The 17626-nt window shown below is 70.1% G+C and carries 15 protein-coding genes and 1 tRNA gene; 14 read left to right on the top strand and 2 right to left on the bottom strand.

The window, feature by feature from the left end; all coding sequences use genetic code 11:
* Window positions 1-85 precede the first annotated feature (85 nt).
* The 5 genes from HS99_RS20935 (at window position 86) to HS99_RS20915 (ending at window position 5851) form a co-directional block, all read left to right on the top strand.
* Window positions 86-1330, top strand: coding sequence for a branched-chain amino acid ABC transporter substrate-binding protein (locus HS99_RS20935; RefSeq protein WP_030281859.1), 1245 nt, complete (start codon window positions 86-88; stop codon window positions 1328-1330).
* A gap of 123 nt (window positions 1331-1453) precedes the next feature.
* Window positions 1454-2383 (top strand): branched-chain amino acid ABC transporter permease, encoded by a 930-nt coding sequence (locus HS99_RS20930; protein WP_030281863.1) that lies wholly within the window; start codon window positions 1454-1456, stop codon window positions 2381-2383.
* A 5-nt stretch (window positions 2384-2388) separates the two neighbouring features.
* The gene (locus tag HS99_RS20925; protein ID WP_078938541.1) at window positions 2389-4320 is read left to right on the top strand and encodes a branched-chain amino acid ABC transporter permease; all 1932 of its coding nucleotides are present in this window, start codon (window positions 2389-2391) and stop codon (window positions 4318-4320) included.
* An 8-nt stretch (window positions 4321-4328) separates the two neighbouring features.
* Window positions 4329-5138 carry an ABC transporter ATP-binding protein gene (locus HS99_RS20920; RefSeq protein WP_046385622.1) on the top strand — a complete coding sequence of 270 codons (810 nt, stop codon included), beginning with the start codon at window positions 4329-4331 and terminating at the stop codon, window positions 5136-5138.
* Window positions 5135-5851, top strand: coding sequence for an ABC transporter ATP-binding protein (locus HS99_RS20915; RefSeq protein ID WP_030281869.1), 717 nt, complete (start codon window positions 5135-5137; stop codon window positions 5849-5851). The genes HS99_RS20920 and HS99_RS20915 overlap by 4 nt, the downstream gene beginning before the upstream one ends.
* A gap of 61 nt (window positions 5852-5912) precedes the next feature.
* Here HS99_RS20915 and HS99_RS20910 read toward each other — a convergent pair whose 3' ends face one another.
* The gene (locus tag HS99_RS20910; protein ID WP_037828837.1) at window positions 5913-6569 is read right to left on the bottom strand and encodes an ANTAR domain-containing response regulator; all 657 of its coding nucleotides are present in this window, start codon (window positions 6567-6569) and stop codon (window positions 5913-5915) included.
* Window positions 6570-6661: 92 nt separating this feature from the next.
* On the opposite strand from HS99_RS20910, the gene HS99_RS20905 reads away from it, so the two are divergent.
* Window positions 6662-6747: transfer RNA gene (locus tag HS99_RS20905), tRNA-Leu, on the top strand.
* Window positions 6748-6848: 101 nt separating this feature from the next.
* A complete protein-coding gene (locus HS99_RS20900; protein ID WP_030551202.1) occupies window positions 6849-7637 on the top strand; it encodes a helix-turn-helix domain-containing protein in 789 nt (262 codons plus the stop codon).
* Between the two features lie 194 nt (window positions 7638-7831).
* Here the strand turns inward: HS99_RS20900 and pyk are convergent, their stop codons facing one another.
* Window positions 7832-9262 (bottom strand): pyruvate kinase, encoded by a 1431-nt coding sequence (gene pyk, locus HS99_RS20895; protein WP_030551204.1) that lies wholly within the window; start codon window positions 9260-9262, stop codon window positions 7832-7834.
* 303 nt (window positions 9263-9565) lie between these two features.
* On the opposite strand from pyk, the gene HS99_RS20890 reads away from it, so the two are divergent.
* From HS99_RS20890 to HS99_RS20860, 7 genes are all read left to right on the top strand, one after another.
* On the top strand, window positions 9566-10663 hold the full coding sequence (locus tag HS99_RS20890; protein ID WP_030551206.1) for a substrate-binding domain-containing protein: 1098 nt from the start codon (window positions 9566-9568) through the stop codon (window positions 10661-10663).
* Window positions 10660-12315, top strand: coding sequence for a vWA domain-containing protein (locus HS99_RS20885; protein WP_223886092.1), 1656 nt, complete (start codon window positions 10660-10662; stop codon window positions 12313-12315). The genes HS99_RS20890 and HS99_RS20885 overlap by 4 nt, the downstream gene beginning before the upstream one ends.
* A 244-nt stretch (window positions 12316-12559) precedes the next feature.
* Window positions 12560-12856, top strand: a complete 297-nt coding sequence (locus HS99_RS20880; RefSeq protein ID WP_030551208.1) for a hypothetical protein — start codon at window positions 12560-12562, stop codon at window positions 12854-12856.
* Window positions 12857-13123: 267 nt separating this feature from the next.
* Complete coding sequence (locus HS99_RS20875) at window positions 13124-14959, top strand: bifunctional metallophosphatase/5'-nucleotidase (protein ID WP_030551210.1); 1836 nt, start codon at window positions 13124-13126, stop codon at window positions 14957-14959.
* A gap of 74 nt (window positions 14960-15033) precedes the next feature.
* On the top strand, window positions 15034-15594 hold the full coding sequence (locus tag HS99_RS20870) for a Uma2 family endonuclease (protein WP_030551212.1): 561 nt from the start codon (window positions 15034-15036) through the stop codon (window positions 15592-15594).
* 137 nt (window positions 15595-15731) lie between these two features.
* Entirely contained in the window at window positions 15732-16658 is a 927-nt protein-coding gene (locus tag HS99_RS20865) for an NADP-dependent oxidoreductase (protein ID WP_030551214.1), read from the top strand.
* A 32-nt stretch (window positions 16659-16690) separates the two neighbouring features.
* Window positions 16691-17626 (top strand): AraC family transcriptional regulator, encoded by a 936-nt coding sequence (locus HS99_RS20860; protein WP_030551216.1) that lies wholly within the window; start codon window positions 16691-16693, stop codon window positions 17624-17626.

The following is a 17626-nucleotide window of genomic DNA, read 5'->3' as shown; positions in this document are numbered from 1 at the left end:
CGCGCCATCCGGAATGGGCCCGGCCCTCCGCGCATCCCGGCTCCCGCCACTCGGCGCGGCGCCTCCTGAACCGAAGGGGACCCTCGTGCGTCATCGTTCAGCAATTGTCGTGAGCATTGCCGTGATCGGCGCCCTCAGCCTCAGCGCCTGCGGCTCCCGCGGCGGCAAGTCCGGCGACAACGCCGGCAGCAAGGACAACAACGCCGCCACCACCACCGTCGTGATCGGCGTCGACGCCCCGCTCACCGGCGACCTCTCCGCCCTCGGCCTCGGCATCCGCAACTCCGTCGACCTCGCCGTCAAGACCGCCAACGCCACCAACGAGGTCCCCGGCGTCAAGTTCGAGGTCAAGGCCCTGGACGACACCGCCAAGCCCGCCCCCGGCCAGCAGAACGCCACCCAGCTGGTCAGCGACTCCAAGGTCCTCGGCGTCGTCGGCCCGCTCAACTCCAGCGTGGCGCAGTCGATGCAGCAGATCTTCGACGACGCCGGCCTCACCGAGATCTCCCCCGCCAACACCGGCGTCGCCCTCAGCCAGGGCGAGAAGTGGGCCACCGGCGACAAGAAGCGCCCCTTCAAGTCCTACTTCCGCACCGCCACCACCGACGCCGTCCAGGGCCCCTTCGCCGCCCAGTTCCTCTACAACGACGCCAAGAAGACCAAGGTCTTCCTGATCGACGACCAGAAGACCTACGGCGCCGGCCTCGCCGCCACCTTCAAGGGCCAGTTCACCAAGCTCGGCGGCACCCTCGCCGGCGAGGAGCACGTCAACCCCGACGACCGCGACTTCTCCGCCATCGTCACCAAGGTCAAGGCCTCCGGCGCCGACGCCGTCTACTACGGCGGCGAGTACCCCGCCGCCGGCCCGCTCTCCCTCCAGCTCAAGGACGCCGGCGTCAACATCCCCCTGATGGGCGGCGACGGCATCCAGAGCGACGAGTTCATCAAGCTCAACCCCAAGAGCCAGGGCGACTTCGCCACCGCCGTCGGCCTGCCCGTCGAAACCCTCGACACCGCCAAGAAGTTCATCGCCGACTACAAGGCCGCCAACTACAAGGACGCCTACGAGACCTACGGCGGCTACTCCTACGACAGCGCCTGGGCCATCATCGAAGGCGTCAAGAACGTCGTCGCCGCCAACAACGGCAAGCTGCCCAGCGGCGACGCCCGCAAGGCCGTCCGCGACGCCGTCCAGAAGGTCTCCTTCAACGGCGTCACCGGCAAGGTCTCCTTCGACGAGTTCGGTGACACCACCAACAAGCAGCTCACCGTCTACACCGTCAAGGACGGCAAGTGGGCCGTCGAGAAGTCCGGCACCTTCAACGGCTGACCGCCCCTCCGCAACCCGTCACCACCAGCACCACCAGCGCGCGGGGGCGCCACGAGTGCCCCCGCGCGCCCCCACATCCACCACCCACGCGGACACCCCAGAACGCACTACGGAGGCCCAGCGGTGCACGACCTACCGCAGCAGCTGGCCAACGGCCTGATCCTCGGCGCCCTCTACGGACTCGTCGCGATCGGCTACACGATGGTCTACGGCATCGTCCAGCTCATCAACTTCGCCCACGGCGAGATCGTCATGGTCGGCGGCTTCGGCGCCCTGACCGCCTACCTCGCCCTCCCCGGCGGCACCACCCTGTGGCTGGCCCTGCCACTCATGCTGATCGCCGGCATCCTGGTCTCCACCCTCACCGCCGTCGCCGCCGAACGCTTCGCCTACCGGCCACTGCGCAACGCCCCCCGGCTCGCCCCGCTGATCACCGCGATCGGGCTGTCCATCTTCCTCCAGCAACTCGTCTTCTCCTTCTACCCCGACGCCAAGAAGGCCCGGGTCTTCCCCAAGATCCCCGGCGACCCCTTCAGCCTCGGCTCCGTCACCGTCCAGCGCAGCGACCTCTTCCTGATCATCGCCGCCCCCCTGTGCATGCTCGCCCTCGGCTGGTTCGTCACCCGCACCCGCTCCGGCCGCGCCATGCAGGCCACCAGCCAGGACCCCGACACCGCCAAGCTCATGGGCATCGACACCGACCGCATCATCGTCATGGCCTTCGCCATCGGCGCCGCGTTCGCCGCCGTCGCCGCCGTCGCCTACGGACTGCGCAGCGGCCAGGTCGACTTCCGAATGGGCTTCATCCTCGGCCTCAAGGCCTTCACCGCCGCCGTCCTCGGCGGCATCGGCAACATCTACGGAGCCATGCTCGGCGGCCTCGCCCTCGGCCTCGCCGAAGCCCTCGCCACCGGCTACATCCAGCACCTGCCCGGCATGCACCTCTTCGGAGGCGGCGCCTGGAAGGACGTCTGGGCCTTCGTACTCCTCATCCTCGTGCTCCTCGTCCGGCCCCAGGGCCTGCTCGGCGAGCGCGTCGCGGACAGGGCGTGACCACCATGACCACCAGAACCGAGACCACCCCGGTCATCCCGCTGCCCGCCACCGCCGCCACCACCCTCACCGGACTCGGCGCCCTCGCCGTCGCCGCCTCCGCCGCCATGTCCTGGACCTGGACCAGCGACTTCCCCGGCGACCTCACCTACTACGGCTCCCCCGTCGGCCTCCAGTGGCTCGCCGTCGCCGCCGGCGTCCTCACCCTCGCCCTGCTGCTCGCCACCCTCGGCACCCCCGGCCTGCGCTGGGCCGCCCCCACCCGCAGCAACAACGCCGTCCTGTACGCCGCCACCGGCGCCCTCGCCGTCGCCGCCTACTCCGTCACCTCCATCTCCACCGAACTCGGCGGCCTCGCCAACCTCGAACCCGGCGGCTGGGTCCTCGCCGGCGGCGGCCTCCTCGGCGTCCTCGGCGCCCTCGGCCTCCCCCTCGACCGGCGCACCCACGTACCGCTCCGCATCCTCGACAAGCGGCTCTTCCTCCTCCTGCCCGCCGCCCCCGTCGGCTGGATCGCCGCCCACGCCATCCCCGGCGACAAGCCCGTCGCCCCCGTGATGACCGCCCTCTCCGGCGCCCTCGCCATCGCCGCCGGCGCCGTCCTCCTCCTCCAACTCGGCCACCTCGCCAACAGCCAGCTGCGCCTCGGCAAGGTCGACCGCCCCCTCCCCGCGCCCCGCGAACTCCCCTCCTGGGTCGAGGTCCTGCTCATCGTCGCCGCCTTCGGCGTCGGCTCCTACGCGATCACCTTCGGCATCGACACCGACTACGGCGAGCTCTTCATCGGCTACCTGCTGCTCATCGCCTTCATGATCGCCGCGCTCGCCGGCTCCGGCCTGCTGGGCAGGCTGCGCGCACTGACCCTCAAGTACCGCCCGGTCACCACCGGCGCCGCCTTCGCCGCCGCCGCCAGCTTCCCGTTCCAGACCGGCGAGCAGTACGCCTCCGTCGCCACCAACATCCTGATCTTCGCCACCGTCGCCCTCGGCCTCAACATCGTCGTCGGCCTCGCCGGCCTGCTCGACCTCGGATACGTCGCCTTCCTCGGCGTCGGCGCCTACGCCGCCGCCCTGGTCTCCGGCTCCCCCGCCTCACCCATCCACGTCCAGCTGCCGTTCTGGGCCGCCGTGATCGTCGGCGCCGCCGTCTCCATGGTCTTCGGCGTCGTGATCGGCGCCCCCACCCTGCGCCTGCGCGGCGACTACCTCGCCATCGTCACCCTCGGCTTCGGTGAGATCTTCCGCATCACCATGCAGAACCTCAACGGCACCACCGGACCCAACGTCACCAACGGCTCCAACGGCATCCCCCGCATCCCCGAACTGAACATCCTCGGCTTCGACTTCAGCCAGACCCACGCCCTCGGCGGCATCCAGATCGGCCGCTTCGGCAACTACTACCTGCTGATGCTGCTCGTCACCGCCCTCGTCGTCCTGGTCTTCGCACGAGTCGGCAACTCCCGCATCGGCCGCGCCTGGATCGCCATCCGCGAGGACGAGACCGCCGCCGAAGCCATGGGCATCAACGGCTTCCGCCTCAAACTCCTCGCCTTCGCCCTCGGCGCCTGCCTCGCCGGCGTCGCCGGCACCGTCCAGGCCCACGTCACCTACACCGTCACCCCCGACCAGTACACCTTCGCCGACGCCCTGCCCCCCAACTCCGCCTTCCTCCTCGCCGCCGTCATCCTCGGCGGCATGGGCACCATCAGCGGCCCACTCGCCGGCGCCACCCTCCTCTTCCTCATCCCCAAGAAACTCGAATTCCTCTCCGACTACCAGCTCCTCGTCTTCGGCGCCGCCCTCATCGTCCTGATGCGCGTCCGCCCCGAAGGCCTCATCCCCAACCGGCGCCGGCAACTGGAATTCCACGAAGCCGACGAACCGGCCCCACCCGCCGCCGACGACGACACCACCGCACTCACCAAGGCAGGGGCGTGACCCGCCACATGACCACCACAACTGCGCCCCTGCTCGACGTCACCGGCGTCACCATGCGGTTCGGCGGCCTCACCGCCGTCAACGACGTCTCCCTCACCGTCGGCGAAGGCGAGATCATCGGCCTCATCGGCCCCAACGGCGCCGGCAAGACCACCTTCTTCAACTGCCTCACCGGCCTGTACGTCCCCACCGAAGGCGCCGTCCGCTACCGCGGCACCGTCCTACCCCCCAAACCCCACCTCGTCACCCAGGCCGGCATCGCCCGCACCTTCCAGAACATCCGGCTCTTCGCCAACATGACCGTCCTGGAGAACGTCCTCGTCGGCCGCCACACCCGCACCAGGGAAGGCATCTTCTCCGCCATCCTCCGCCTCCCCCGCTACCACCACGCCGAGGCCGAGAGCCGCGAGAAGGCCATGGAACTCCTCGCCTTCACCGGCCTCGCCCACAAGGCCGACCACCTCGCCCGCAACCTCCCCTACGGCGAACAGCGCAAGCTCGAAATCGCCCGCGCCCTCGCCTCCGACCCCGGCCTGCTGCTCCTCGACGAACCCACCGCCGGCATGAACCCCCAGGAGACCCGGGCCGCCGAGGAACTCGTCTTCGCCATCCGCGACCAGGGCGTCTCCGTCCTCGTCATCGAGCACGACATGCGGTTCATCTTCAACCTCTGCGACCGCACCGCCGTGCTCGTCCAGGGCCAGAAGATCGTCGAAGGCGACCGCGCGACCGTCCAGAACGACGAACGCGTCATCAGCGCCTACCTCGGCGCCCCGCTCGAAAGCACCACCCCCGCCGCACCGGAGGACACCCAGTGACCGCACTCCTCGAGGTCGAGGACCTCCGCGTCGCCTACGGCAAGATCGAAGCCGTCAAGGGCATCAGCTTCACCGTCCACCAGGGCGAGGTCACCACCCTCATCGGCACCAACGGCGCCGGCAAGACCACCACCCTGCGCACCCTCTCCGGCCTCCTCAGACCCACCGCCGGCCGGATCACCTTCGACGGCCAGGACCTCGCCACCGTCCCCGCCCACAAGATCGTCGCCCTCGGACTCGCCCACTCCCCCGAAGGCCGGCACATCTTCCCCCGCATGACCATCGAGGAGAACCTCCTCCTCGGCGCCTTCCTGCGCACCGACGCGGCCGGCATCGCGGCCGACGTGGAACGCGCCTACTCGTTGTTCCCCATCCTCGGGGAGCGCCGCCGCCAGGCCGCCGGGACGCTCTCCGGCGGCGAACAGCAGATGCTCGCCATGGGCCGGGCGCTGATGTCCCAGCCCAAGCTGCTCATGCTGGACGAGCCCTCGATGGGCCTCTCCCCGCTGATGATGCAGAAGATCATGTCCACCATCGTCGAGCTCAAGGCGAGCGGCACGACCATCCTGCTCGTCGAGCAGAACGCCCAGGCCGCCCTGTCGCTGTCCGACCGCGGCTACGTCATGGAGACCGGCCGCGTCGTCCTCTCCGGGACGGGCGCCGACCTCCTCCACGACGAGTCCGTCCGCAAGGCGTACCTCGGCGAGGACTGACCCCGCCAAACGCAAGGAGGGCCCGGCAGAAACGTTCTGCCGGGCCCTCCTGCGTACCGCCCTACTCGGGCTTACCCTCTTCCGCCTTCTTGCGGTCCTGGGCCTCGCCCTCCTCGATGACCGCCTCGGCCACCGCCGCCATCGTCATCCGGCGGTCCATCGACGTCTTCTGGATCCACCGGAACGCCGCCGGCTCGTTCAGCCCGAACTTCGTCTGCAGCACACCCTTCGCCCGGTCCACCAGCTTCCGGGTCTCCAGCCGCTGGGTGAGATCCCCGATCTCCTTCTCCAGCGCCCGCATCTCGGTGTACCGCGACACCGCCATCTCGATCGCCGGCACCAGGTCCGACTTCGAGAACGGCTTCACGATGTACGCCATCGCCCCGGCGTCCCGCGCCCGGTCCACCAGCTCCCGCTGCGAGAACGCGGTCAGCATCAGGACGGGCGCCAGGTGCTCCTCATGGATCTGCTCAGCGGCCGAGAGCCCGTCCAGCACCGGCATCTTCACGTCGAAGATGGCCAGATCCGGCTTCAGCTCCTTCACCAGCCGTACCGCCGTCTCCCCGTCCCCCGCTTCGCCGACGACGGTGTACCCCTCCTCCTCCAGCATCTCCTTGAGGTCGAGGCGGATCAGCGCCTCGTCCTCGGCGATCACGATCCGGGTGATCTGGGGCGAATCGGTCTCAAGCGGCTGTGCCTGCTCGTCGGCGGTGCTCACTGCGCTCCTAGTTCCGGCGGGGTACTGCATGCACGAGGGTACCTAGCTGCGCTCGACGGTGCCCACAGGGTATCCTTCGTGGGCGCGAACCAGCCGGGTTGGTGGAAGGGCAGACACGATCGCCTCAAAAGCGATTGCCTGAAAGGGCGTGTGGGTTCGAATCCCACACTCGGCACCAGAATTTCCCTGGTATTCCCAGGTTGCAGGAAATTCACCTCATCTAGTGGAACGCCGTCAAAGTATCCAGCATTCGGCTGCGCACGTCGCAATGTGACGCACATGACCGCTCTCTCCGTGCGCGAACAGGCTGTCCACCTCCTCCGTCGCGGCATCAGCAATGCCGAAGTGGCCCGTCGGCTCCGTGTCCCGCAAGGCACGGTTTCCTGGTGGAAGCACCAGGACCTCGCCAAGCGCAACAAGCTCCCCGGCCGTAAGCGCTCTGCCTGTATGCACTGCTACGGCGACGAGCTGAACCGCCCCGCCTACTCCTACCTACTCGGCCTCTACCTCGGCGACGGCCACATCCTGCTGCCCAACGAGTACCGGAGGACCCAGAGCCTCCAGATCACCTGCGACGACAAGTGGCCGGGCATCATGGATTCCGTCGAACAGGCCATGCGCGAGGTCCTCCCCAACAACAAGCCTTGCCGGGTGCGGCGCACCGGATGCCATGACGTCAAAGCCTATTCGAACCACTTGACCTGCCACTTCCCCCAGCACGGCCCCGGAAAGAAGCACGAGCGCAGCATAGCCTTGGAGCCCTGGCAGCAGGAGATCGTCGATACGCACCCGTGGCAGTTCCTACGCGGTCTCATCCACTCCGACGGTTGCCGCATCACCAACTGGGCCACCAAGACCGTCGACGGCGTGGTCCGTCGCTACGAGTACCCGAGGTACTTCTTTACCAACACCTCGACCGACATCATCGGCCTCTTCACCGCCACCCTCGACGCCGTCGGCGTCCAGTGGAAGGCCTCGATCCCCCGCCTCACCGGGCAGGTCAACATCTCCATCGCCCGAAAGGACTCCGTCGCCCTCATGGACGCCCACATCGGCCCCAAGTACTGACCCCCGCACAGCGGTTCGCTCGTACTCGGCCCGGGCGGCCTCGTAGGCCGCGCCCGCGCCGGGGCGGTTCACGACCTCCTCGCGGAGGTCGCGCCGGAGGGTGCGCTCGTGAGCGCGCATCTCTCCGGTCCTTACCCGACCCAGCGCACGGGCGGCATCCCTCGCACGAGGGATGCCGCCCGAGGAAACGCCCCTCAGGCGTCCAGGGTCCCCACGTGGTGGACGCGGACGAGGTTGGTGGAGCCCGCCAACCCCGGAGGGGAGCCGGCGGTGATGATGACGATGTCGCCCTTCTGGCAGCGGCCGAGGGAGAGCAGGGCAGCGTCGACCTGTTCGACCATCTGGTCGGTGGTCGGGGCGAACGGGCCGAGGAAGGTCTCCACGCCCCAGGTGAGGGCGAGTTGGCTGCGTACGGCCGGTTCGTAGGTGAAGGCGAGCACGGGGATGGGTGAGCGGTAGCGGGTGAGGCGGCGGGCGGTGTCGCCGGACTGGGTGAAGGCGACCAGGTACTTGGCGCGGAGGAAGTCGCCGATCTCGGCCGCCGCGCGGGCGACGGCGCCGCCCTGGGTCCGCGGCTTGGTGCCGGTGGTCAGCGGAGGCAGCCCCGCGGCCAGGATGTCGTTCTCGGCAGCCTCGATGATCCGGCCCATGGTCCTGACCGTCTCGACGGGGTACTTGCCGACGGAGGTCTCCCCGGAGAGCATGACCGCGTCCGTGCCGTCGAGCACCGCGTTGGCGACGTCGGAGGCCTCGGCGCGGGTCGGCCGGGAGGCGTTGATCATCGAGTCGAGCATCTGGGTCGCGACGATGACCGGCTTGGCATTGCGCTTGGCGAGCTTGATGGCGCGCTTCTGGACGAGCGGGACCTGTTCGAGGGGCATCTCCACGCCCAGGTCACCGCGGGCCACCATGATGCCGTCGAAGGCGTCCACGATGGAGTCCAGGTTCTCGACCGCCTGCGGCTTCTCGATCTTGGCGATGACCGGGACGCGCCGCCCCTCCTCGTCCATCACCCGGTGCACGTCCTCGATGTCGCGCCCGCTGCGGACGAAGGAGAGCGCGACCAGGTCGGCCCCGGTGCGCAGCGCCCACCGCAGGTCGGCGACGTCCTTGTCGCTGAGTGCGGGGACGGAGACGGCGACGCCGGGGAGGTTGAGGCCCTTGTGGTCGGAGACGAGTCCGCCTTCGATGACGAGACATCGCACTCGGGGGCCGTCGACCTCGACGACTTCCAGGGTCACCCGTCCGTCGTCGACGAGGATGCGTTCGCCGCGGCCGACGTCGCCGGCGAGGCCGGCGTAGGTGGTGCCGCAGATGGTGTTGTCCCCCACGACGCCCTTGTCGGTGGAGATGGTGAACTCGTCGCCGCGTTCGAGGAGTACGGGTCCGTGGGCGAAGGTGTCGAGCCGGATCTTCGGGCCTTGGAGGTCGGCGAGGATGCCGACGCTGCGGCCGGTTTCGTCGACGGCCTTGCGGACGCGGCGGTAGCGTTCCTCGTGTTCGGCGTGCGAGCCGTGGCTGAGGTTGAGTCGGGCGATGTCCATACCGGCGTCGACCAGGGTTTTGATCTGGTCGTACGAGTCGGTGGCCGGCCCGAGGGTGCAGACGATTTTTGCTCGGCGCATACTGCTGAGGGTAGGCATTACCGGCGCGTAACCTCGACGTGGGTACGGACCGCGGGATGACCTTTGGGGTAAGGGGAGTTGAACAATCTGACACTTCCTCGGACCGTTGTGCGAGGGCCCTCCCCGCGGTCGTGCTGAAGCGGCCTGCGGAGGCCCCCGGGGCCCCCGGCCGATGCGATTCCGTGAAACGGTGTTCACCCCCGGTTCACCGTCCCTTCCGTCCGTGCTCCCCGCCCGGCGGGACGCTCGTCACCCCCGGGTGACCGCGCCCGGGTGTGGAGCGACGAGGGGGAGGCGCTCGGAATGAGACGCGCTCTGGGGGTGGTCGCCGCCCTGGCCCTGTTGGGCGGGGTGACGTACGCGCTGGTCCCGGACGACGGCCCGGACCCGCGGAAGACGGTCACGGTCACCGGGCTGATCGGTTCGGAGAAGCGGGCGTTCTTCGAAAGTCCTGAGGTGAAGGCGGAGTTGGCGAAGCAGGGCCTGGAGGTCCACTCCGACTCGACCGGTTCCTGGACGATGAGCGAGCAGGCGAAGAGCAACTCCGGGCTGGACTTCGCGTTCCCCGCGAGCACCGCACCGGCCCGCGAGATCCAGCGCAACTGGGGGCAGCAGGACTCGCCGTTGGTGCCGTTCTACTCACCGCTGGTGGTGGTGGCGCACGCGCCGGTCGCGCAGGTCCTCAAGGACAACAAGCTGGCGGCGCAGGACGCCGATTCGGGCGTCTGGACGTTCAGGATGGACGAGTACGTCAACGTCCTCAGGGCGAACCGCAGGTGGCAGGATCTGACGAACGCGGAGGGCCACGGTGATCTGGCCGGGCCGATCTACGTCACCACCACCGATCCGGAGAGTTCGTCCTCCGGCGCGCTGTACGTCGCGCTGCTGTCGTACGTCCTCAACAACCACCAGGTGGTGTCCGACGACGCGGGGGTGGAGGCCGCCCGGCCGGTGCTGCACCAGGCGACGGCGATGCAGGGCGGCCAGAAGAGCAGCAGCGACGAGCCGTTCCGGGACTTCCAGGCGGGGGTCGGCAATCCGTTGTTGTTCGGGTACGAGTCCCAGGTCGCCTCGCTGACGGCCCAGGGCCAGTCGGCCGGCGACACGGTGGTGATGTACCCGGACACCACGGTCTACTCCGACCACACCATCATCGCCCGCACGGAGAACGGCAGGAAGCTGGCCGCCCTGCTCCAGGACGACGACGCGCTGCGCACCCTGGAGGCCCGGTTCGGCTTCCGCCCGCAGGCGCGTCCGGGCGCCTTCGCCGAACTGGTGAAGGGCAGCAGGCAGCCGGCCTTCGCCCAGGACCTGAACGCGGCGAGGGTGAAGCAGTCGCCCGTGCCGTCCCTGGACAACCTGCTCAAACTGACCGCGGCGGCCAAGGGGAGCCCGAAGTGAACCACCCGATCAAGAGCCGCAGTTGGCTGATCGCCGCGCTGGCGGCGGTGCTCGCCGCGGCGACCGCCTGCACCTCCTCCCCCGCCCCGGCACCGCAGCCGAACCCGACCGGCTCGCTCGCGGAGACCGCGCGCCCCGGGGTGCTGCGCGTCCTGGCCGGCAGTGAGCTCCAGGACCTCCAGCCGGTCCTGGACGATGCCCGCAAGGCGACCGGGGTGACGGTGCAGCTGGCCTTCACCGGCACGCTGGACGGCGCGGACACGGTGTCCTCGGGCCGGGCGGACGGCAAGTACGACGCGGTCTGGTTCCCGTCCAACCAGTATCTGCGCCTGGATCCGACCGGCAGGTCCAAGGTGCTGTCGGAGACCCCGGTGATGGTCTCCCCGGTGGCGGTCGGGGTGCGCTCCTCGGTGCTCGCCGACCTCGGCTGGGGCGACGGCTCGAAGGTCACCTGGGCGCAGATCGGCGACGCGGCCGCCGCGGGGAAGCTGTCGTACGGGATGTCCGACCCGTCGCGTTCCAACTCCGGTTTCTCCACCCTGGTGGCGGTGGCCTCGGCGTTCTCGGGCGCGGGGGCGGCGCTGAGCGAGGCGGACGTGCAGAAGGCGACGCCGCAGCTGAAGCAGTTCTTCACCGGCCAGAAGCTCACCTCCGGTTCCTCGGGCTGGCTGGCGCAGGCGTACACCCGGGCCGAGCCGGGCAGGGTGGGGGCGCTGGTGAACTACGAGTCGGTGCTGCTGTCGATGAACAGGACCCTGCCGCCGGAGCAGCGGCTGACGGTGGTGCGCCCGGTGGACGGCGTGGTCTCGGCGGACTACCCGCTGTCGCTGCTGTCCTCCTCGGGGCCGGGCGAGCGGGAGTCCTTCCAGCGGCTGGCCGCCTACCTGTTGAAGCAGGACGTGCAACAGCGCATCTCGGAGCTGACGCTGCGCCGCCCGGTGACGGCGGGCGCGGCCCCGGCGGCGGGGCTGCCGACCGACCGCCGCCGCGAGCTGCCGTTCCCGGGGACGCGGGCGGTGGCGGACGGCCTGCTGGGCTCGTACCAGAACGAGCTGCGCCGCCCGTCGAGGACGGTGTACGTGCTGGACACCTCGGGTTCGATGGAGGGTGCGCGGCTGAGCTCTCTGAAGACGGCGCTGGGCCGGCTGACGGGCACGGACGACACCCGCGGGGTGCGGCGGTTCCGGGACCGCGAGGAGGTGACGCTGATCTCCTTCGCCTCGCAGGTGAAGTGGACGAAGACCCACGTGGTGCCGCCCTCCGGCGGGACGCCCGGTCCGGAGGCGGAGCTGGCGTCGATCAACGCCGACGTCCAGTCGCTGCGGGCCGAGGGCGGTACGGCGCTGTACGACTCGCTGGAGCAGGCGTACCGGGTGATCGAGGGCCAGCAGAAGGCGGCGAACGACGACCGTTTCACCTCGATCGTGCTGATGACGGACGGGGAGAGCAACGAGGGTGCCACGGACGGCGACTTCAGGAGCTTCCACGATGCGCTGTCGCCCGCCGAGAAGGCGATCCCGGTGTTCCCGATCAAGTTCGGTGAGGCGGCGGTGGGCCAGTTGCAGGGGATCGCGGACGTGAGCGGCGGCAAGCTGTTCGACGGCGGCGGTTCGCTGGACGGGGTGTTCGAGGAGATCCGTGGCTACCAGTGACGGGTACGGCCGGAGGGCGCTGCGGTACCTGGAGTCGACCAGGAACCTGGTCGGCTGCGGGGGTGGCGCCCTCGGGCTGGGGCTGCACTTCGCCGGGCTTGGCGGGGCATGGTGGCCGGGGGTGGTGGCGGGGTTGTACGGGGCCGGGGCGCTGCTGACGCCCGGCCCGAAGCCCACGCCCCCGCAGCCCGCACCGCCGCCGGCCCCGACGCCTGCGCCTGTGTCTGTGTCTGTGTCTGTGTCTGTGTCAGCGCCACGCGAGACGGCCGAGCCCCCGCCCGACCCCGAACTGGAGGCGCTCACCGTCTACCTGGACACCGTCCCGCTGCCCGCCTCGGCCGGGGTGGACGCGCTGCTGGCGGCGCTGCGCGAGACCGGGCCCGGTCCGGCGGCCGACCGGATCGTCCGGCACCGGCTGCCGGTGGCGGTGGACGGCTATCTGCGGGCCCGGACCTGGCTGCCGTGGGCGGGCCCGGACACGCCGGACCCTGCGGCGGAGCTGGGCCGGGAGGTGAAGCAGCTGGCGGCCGAGCTCGGCTGAGCAGCTTTCCGGAAAGGCGCCCGACCGGCCGGAAGCCGACCGTCCCGGTCCGTACCACCTCCTCCCCCGCCCATGCCGGTCACGAACGAGTCGCCAAGATCTCACCTGTTGGAAACGTCCGGGGGCTATCCAGCGGCCCGGCCCGCACGGCACACTTCTACGCGCGTCCCTCTACGCGCGTCACCGCAGTAGCGGACGCGCCACGCACTTCGTACGTCCACAAGTTGACGGCCCATCGGCCGTCGTTCCCACTCGGGAGAGTCGTCCATGCCCCTGAACCGCCGTGACTTCGTCACCCGGTCCGCCGCCACCGCCGCCGGCGCCGCCCTGACCGGCGGAGCCGTCGTCGCCGCCGCCCCCGCCGCCGCGGCCGCCGAGCCGGACACGGCGGCCGCCAAGGGCAACAAGCGCAAGCCGCGCCGCCAGGCCTTCACCGTCATGGGCACCACCGACCTCCACGGCCGGGTGCTCAACTGGGACTACTTCACCGACGCCGAGTACGTCGACAAGGCCCACAACGCGGTCGGCCTCGCCAAGATCTCCACCCTGGCCAACCAGGTCCGCGAGGACAAGGGCTGGGACCGCTGCCTGCTGATCGACTCGGGCGACATCATCCAGGGCACCCAGCTGACCTACTACTACGCCCGGATCGAGCCGATCGCCACCGACGGCGACAACGTGCCGGACCACCCGATGGCCGTCGCCATGAACCTCATGGGCTACGACGCCGCCGCGCTCGGCAACCACGAGTTCAACTACGGCATCCCCACCGTGAAGGCCTTCGAGGACCAGCTGGAGTTCCCGCTGCTGGGCGCCAACGCGCTGCACGCGAAGAACGAGAAGCCCGCCTTCAAGCCGTACGTGATCAAGGAGGTGTGGCTGGACGAGGACACCCCGATCAAGGTCGGCATCCTCGGCCTCACCAACCCGGGCATCGCGATCTGGGACAAGGCCAACGTCGCCGGCAAGATGGTCTTCCCGGGCATCGTGGAAACCGCCGCCAAGTACGTGCCCCGGATGAAGGCCGCCGGCGCGGACGTCATCGTGGTCTCCGCCCACTCCGGCATCGACGAGGCCACCACCTACGGCGACCAGCTCCCCTGGCCCGAGGACGCCTCCGGCGAGATGGCCGCGACCGTCCCGGACATCGACGCGGTACTGGTGGGCCACACCCACAAGGAGGTCGCCCAGCGCCTCATCGTCAACAAGAAGACCGGCAAGACGGTCGTGCTCTCCGAGCCGCTGTGCTGGGGCCAGCGCCTGAGCTGCTTCGACTTCGAGGTCGAGTTCGCCGACGGCCACTGGAAGGTCGCCTCGGTCTCCTCCCGGGTGCTGAACTCCAACACCGTGCCGGAGAACCCGGAGATCAGCAACGCCATCCTCGGCCAGCACAAGAAGGTCGTGGCGTACGTCAACCAGAACATCGGCACCAGCAAGATCGAGCTGTCCATCGCCGACGCCCGGTTCAAGGCCACCCCGATCATCGACCTGATCGGCAAGGTCCAGGCCGACGCCGTCAAGGCCGCGCTGGCGGGCGGGCAGTACGCCAACCTCCCGGTCCTGGCCCAGGCCGCCCCGTTCAACCGCACCGCGCTGATCCCGTCCGGCCAGGTCAAGCTGCGCGACGCGGCCGGCCTGTACATCTACGAGAACACCCTGGAGGCCCGCATCCTGACGGGCGCCCAGCTCAAGGACTACCTGGAGTTCTCGGCTAAGTACTACAACCAGCTCGCCGCGGGCGCCCCGGTCAACAAGGACACCCTGACCAACGCCGAGGACACCCCGGACTACAACTACGACTCGCTCTACGGCCTGAGCTACGACATCGACATCGCCCAGCCCAAGGGCAGCCGGATCGTCAACCTCAGCTTCCAGGGCAAGCCGATCGACCCGAACGCCCAGTTCGTCCTCGCAGTCAACAACTACCGCGCCAACGGCGGCGGCAACTTCCCGCACGTCGCCACCGCCAAGGCGGTCTGGTCGAACTCCGACGAGATCCGCAACACCATGATCGCCTGGGTCAAGGCCAAGGGCGTCATCGACCCCGCCGACTTCTTCACCGACTCCTGGCGCCTCGTCCGCGCCGGCCAGCCGGTGTTCTAGTCGCAGCTTTCCACGAAGGCCGTCCGCCCCCGCGCGGACGGCCTTCGTGCCTCTCCCGGTGGAAGAATGGAGCCATGAGCGAGTTCCAGATTCCCGACCGCCACGCCCAACTGCTCGAGTACGCGCAGAGCCTGACGCCCCCGGCCGGATGGAAGCTCGAGATCTCCGGCGACGAGATCATCATGATGGCCGGACCGTCCGCGATCCCTCAGCGCAACCTCCTGCAGATCCGCGAGCAGTTCGACGCACACCGCCCGTCCGACATGATGCCGAGCGAGAACTCCGACCTCGCCTCCCCCAACGTGGGAAAGCTGCGCAACCCCGACCTCACTTACATCCCCCTGGAATCGAGCGGCAACCAGATCCCGGCCGAACAAGCGCTCATCGCGGTCGAGATCGTCTCGCCGTCGAACCCGGAGAACGACCTGGTCGGCAAGGTGCGCGACTACCCACTGATGGGCATCCCGCTCTATCTCCTGATCGACCCGCGCGAGGGCGACATCACGCTCTACTCCGAGCCCTCCGCTGGCGGCTACCACCAGCAGTGGCACGGCAAGTTCGGCGACCGCGTGCCGGTCCCGGCCCCCTTCGACTTCGAGCTCGTTACCGACCGCCTCGTCCGCTACTCGGCCTGAACCACTCTCCCCACGAGACGATCGAACATCCAGCCGAGACTGAAGGATATTCATCCGCTCTTCCGGCCTCCCTACTGTTGAGCACGTCGAGAACGGCCCCACGGGGGCCGGTGTTGAACCGGATGAGGGAGAGTTCGATGCGCGCGATCGTGCAGCAGGAGTTCGGCGGCCCCGAGGTCATGAAGGTGGCCGAGGTGGAGCGCCCGAAGCCGTTGAGCGGCGAGGTGCTGGTGCGGGTGAAGGCCGCCGGGGTGAACCCGGTGGACGTGGCGGTGCGGGCGGGGGCGTTCCCGCTGCTGGGCGAGCCTCCGTTCACGGTGGGCTGGGACGTCTCCGGGGTGGTCGAGGAGGCCGGCCCGGGCGCCCGCTACCGGGTGGGCGAGGAGGTGTACGGGATGCCGTTCTTCCCCCGCGCGGCCGGCGCCTACGCCGAGTACGTGGCCGCGCCGTCCCGCCAACTGGCCCGCAAGCCCGCTTCGCTGGACCACACCGAGGCCGCCGCGCTGCCGCTGGCCGCGCTGACCGCCTGGCAGGGCCTGGTGGACCTGGCGAAGGTCGGCGAGGGCGACCGGGTGCTGGTCCACCGTGCGGCCGGCGGCGTCGGCCACCTCGCGGTGCAGATCGCCAAGGCCCGCGGCGCGTACGTGATCGCCCTCGCCAGCGAGCCCAAGCACACCTTCCTCAAGGAGATCGGCGCCGACGAGGTGCTCGACTACCGGACCACCGACTACACCGAGGCGGTCCAGGACGTCGACGTCGTCTTCGACTCCTCCTCCGAGGGCACCCGCGCCCTCGAGGTGCTCAAGCCGGGCGGCACCCTGGTCAGCATCATGGAGCACTGGAACCAGGAGCTGGCCGCCGAGATCGAGACCGCCGGGCGGCGCTTCGCGGGCGTCTCGGTGGAACCCGACTACGCCGGCCTGGAGGCGATCGCCGCCCTGGTCGACGAGGGCCGGATCCGCCCGCACGTCGCCGCGGTGTTCCCGCTCGCCGAGGCCGGCCGGGCCCACGAGCTGGTCGCCTCCGGTACCGTCCAGGGCAAGGTCGTCCTCACCACGGACTGACCGTCGAGCGACGAGAACCCCGGGGGCCGACGATGGACATCCTGACCGAGGCGCTGGCCTCGATGCGCACGGCGCACCCCGCGTCGGTGCGCACCGAGGGCCGCGCGCCGTGGGCCCTCCGGCTGCCCCCGGTGGCCGGGGCGGGCTTCCACGTGGTGCTGTACGGCACCTGCTGGCTGGTCCCCGCCGACCCGGCCGCCGGCGGCGGGCCCGTTCCCCTCAGTCCCGGGGACGTCATCTTCCTGCGGGACGGCCGGGGCCACGTCCTGGCCGACACCCCGGACACCCCGCCGGTGGACGCCGAGGCCTGCCGGATCGACCACGGCTCGCCGATCGGCACCCTGACGATCGGCGGCGACGGCGCCCGCACCAGCCTGCTGTGCGGCAACTACCACCTGGACCAGGGCCGTCCGCACCCGATGGTCCGCCAGCTGCCGGCCGTGATCCACCTGCCGACCAGGCACGGCCGCCACCCCGAACTGGCCGCCGCCGTACAGCTGTTGGGCACCGAGCTGGAGAACCCCCGGATCGGCTCGAGCGGGATCGTCCCGGCACTGATCGACTCGCTGCTGCTGTACGTCCTACGGGCCTGGTTCGAGGACCAGCCCCCCGCGGCCGCCGCGGGCTGGGCGGCGGCCCTGCGGGACAGCGCCGTGGCGCCCGCCCTGAACGCCATCCACGATGCCCCGGCGACCGCCTGGACGGTGGAGTCCCTGGCGGACCGGGCGGGCCTGTCCCGGGCCGCGTTCGCCCGCCGCTTCACCTCGATGGTGGGCGAGCCGCCGATGGCGTACCTGACCCGCTGGCGGATGACCACCGCCGCCCGGCTGCTGCGCGAGTCGGAGGCGCCGCTGACGGCGGTGGCCGCGCAGACCGGGTACGGCTCGGAGTACGCCTTCGCGAAGGCGTTCAAGCGGGAGTTCGGCCAGGCCCCCGGCGGCTTCCGCCGGGAGGCCCGCGCCGCCTGA

Source organism: Kitasatospora aureofaciens (assembly GCF_001188955.3).
GTDB lineage: Bacteria > Actinomycetota > Actinomycetes > Streptomycetales > Streptomycetaceae > Kitasatospora > Kitasatospora aureofaciens.
Note: the sequence above shows the minus strand (reverse complement) of the source record. Positions and strands in the feature narration are given on the sequence as shown.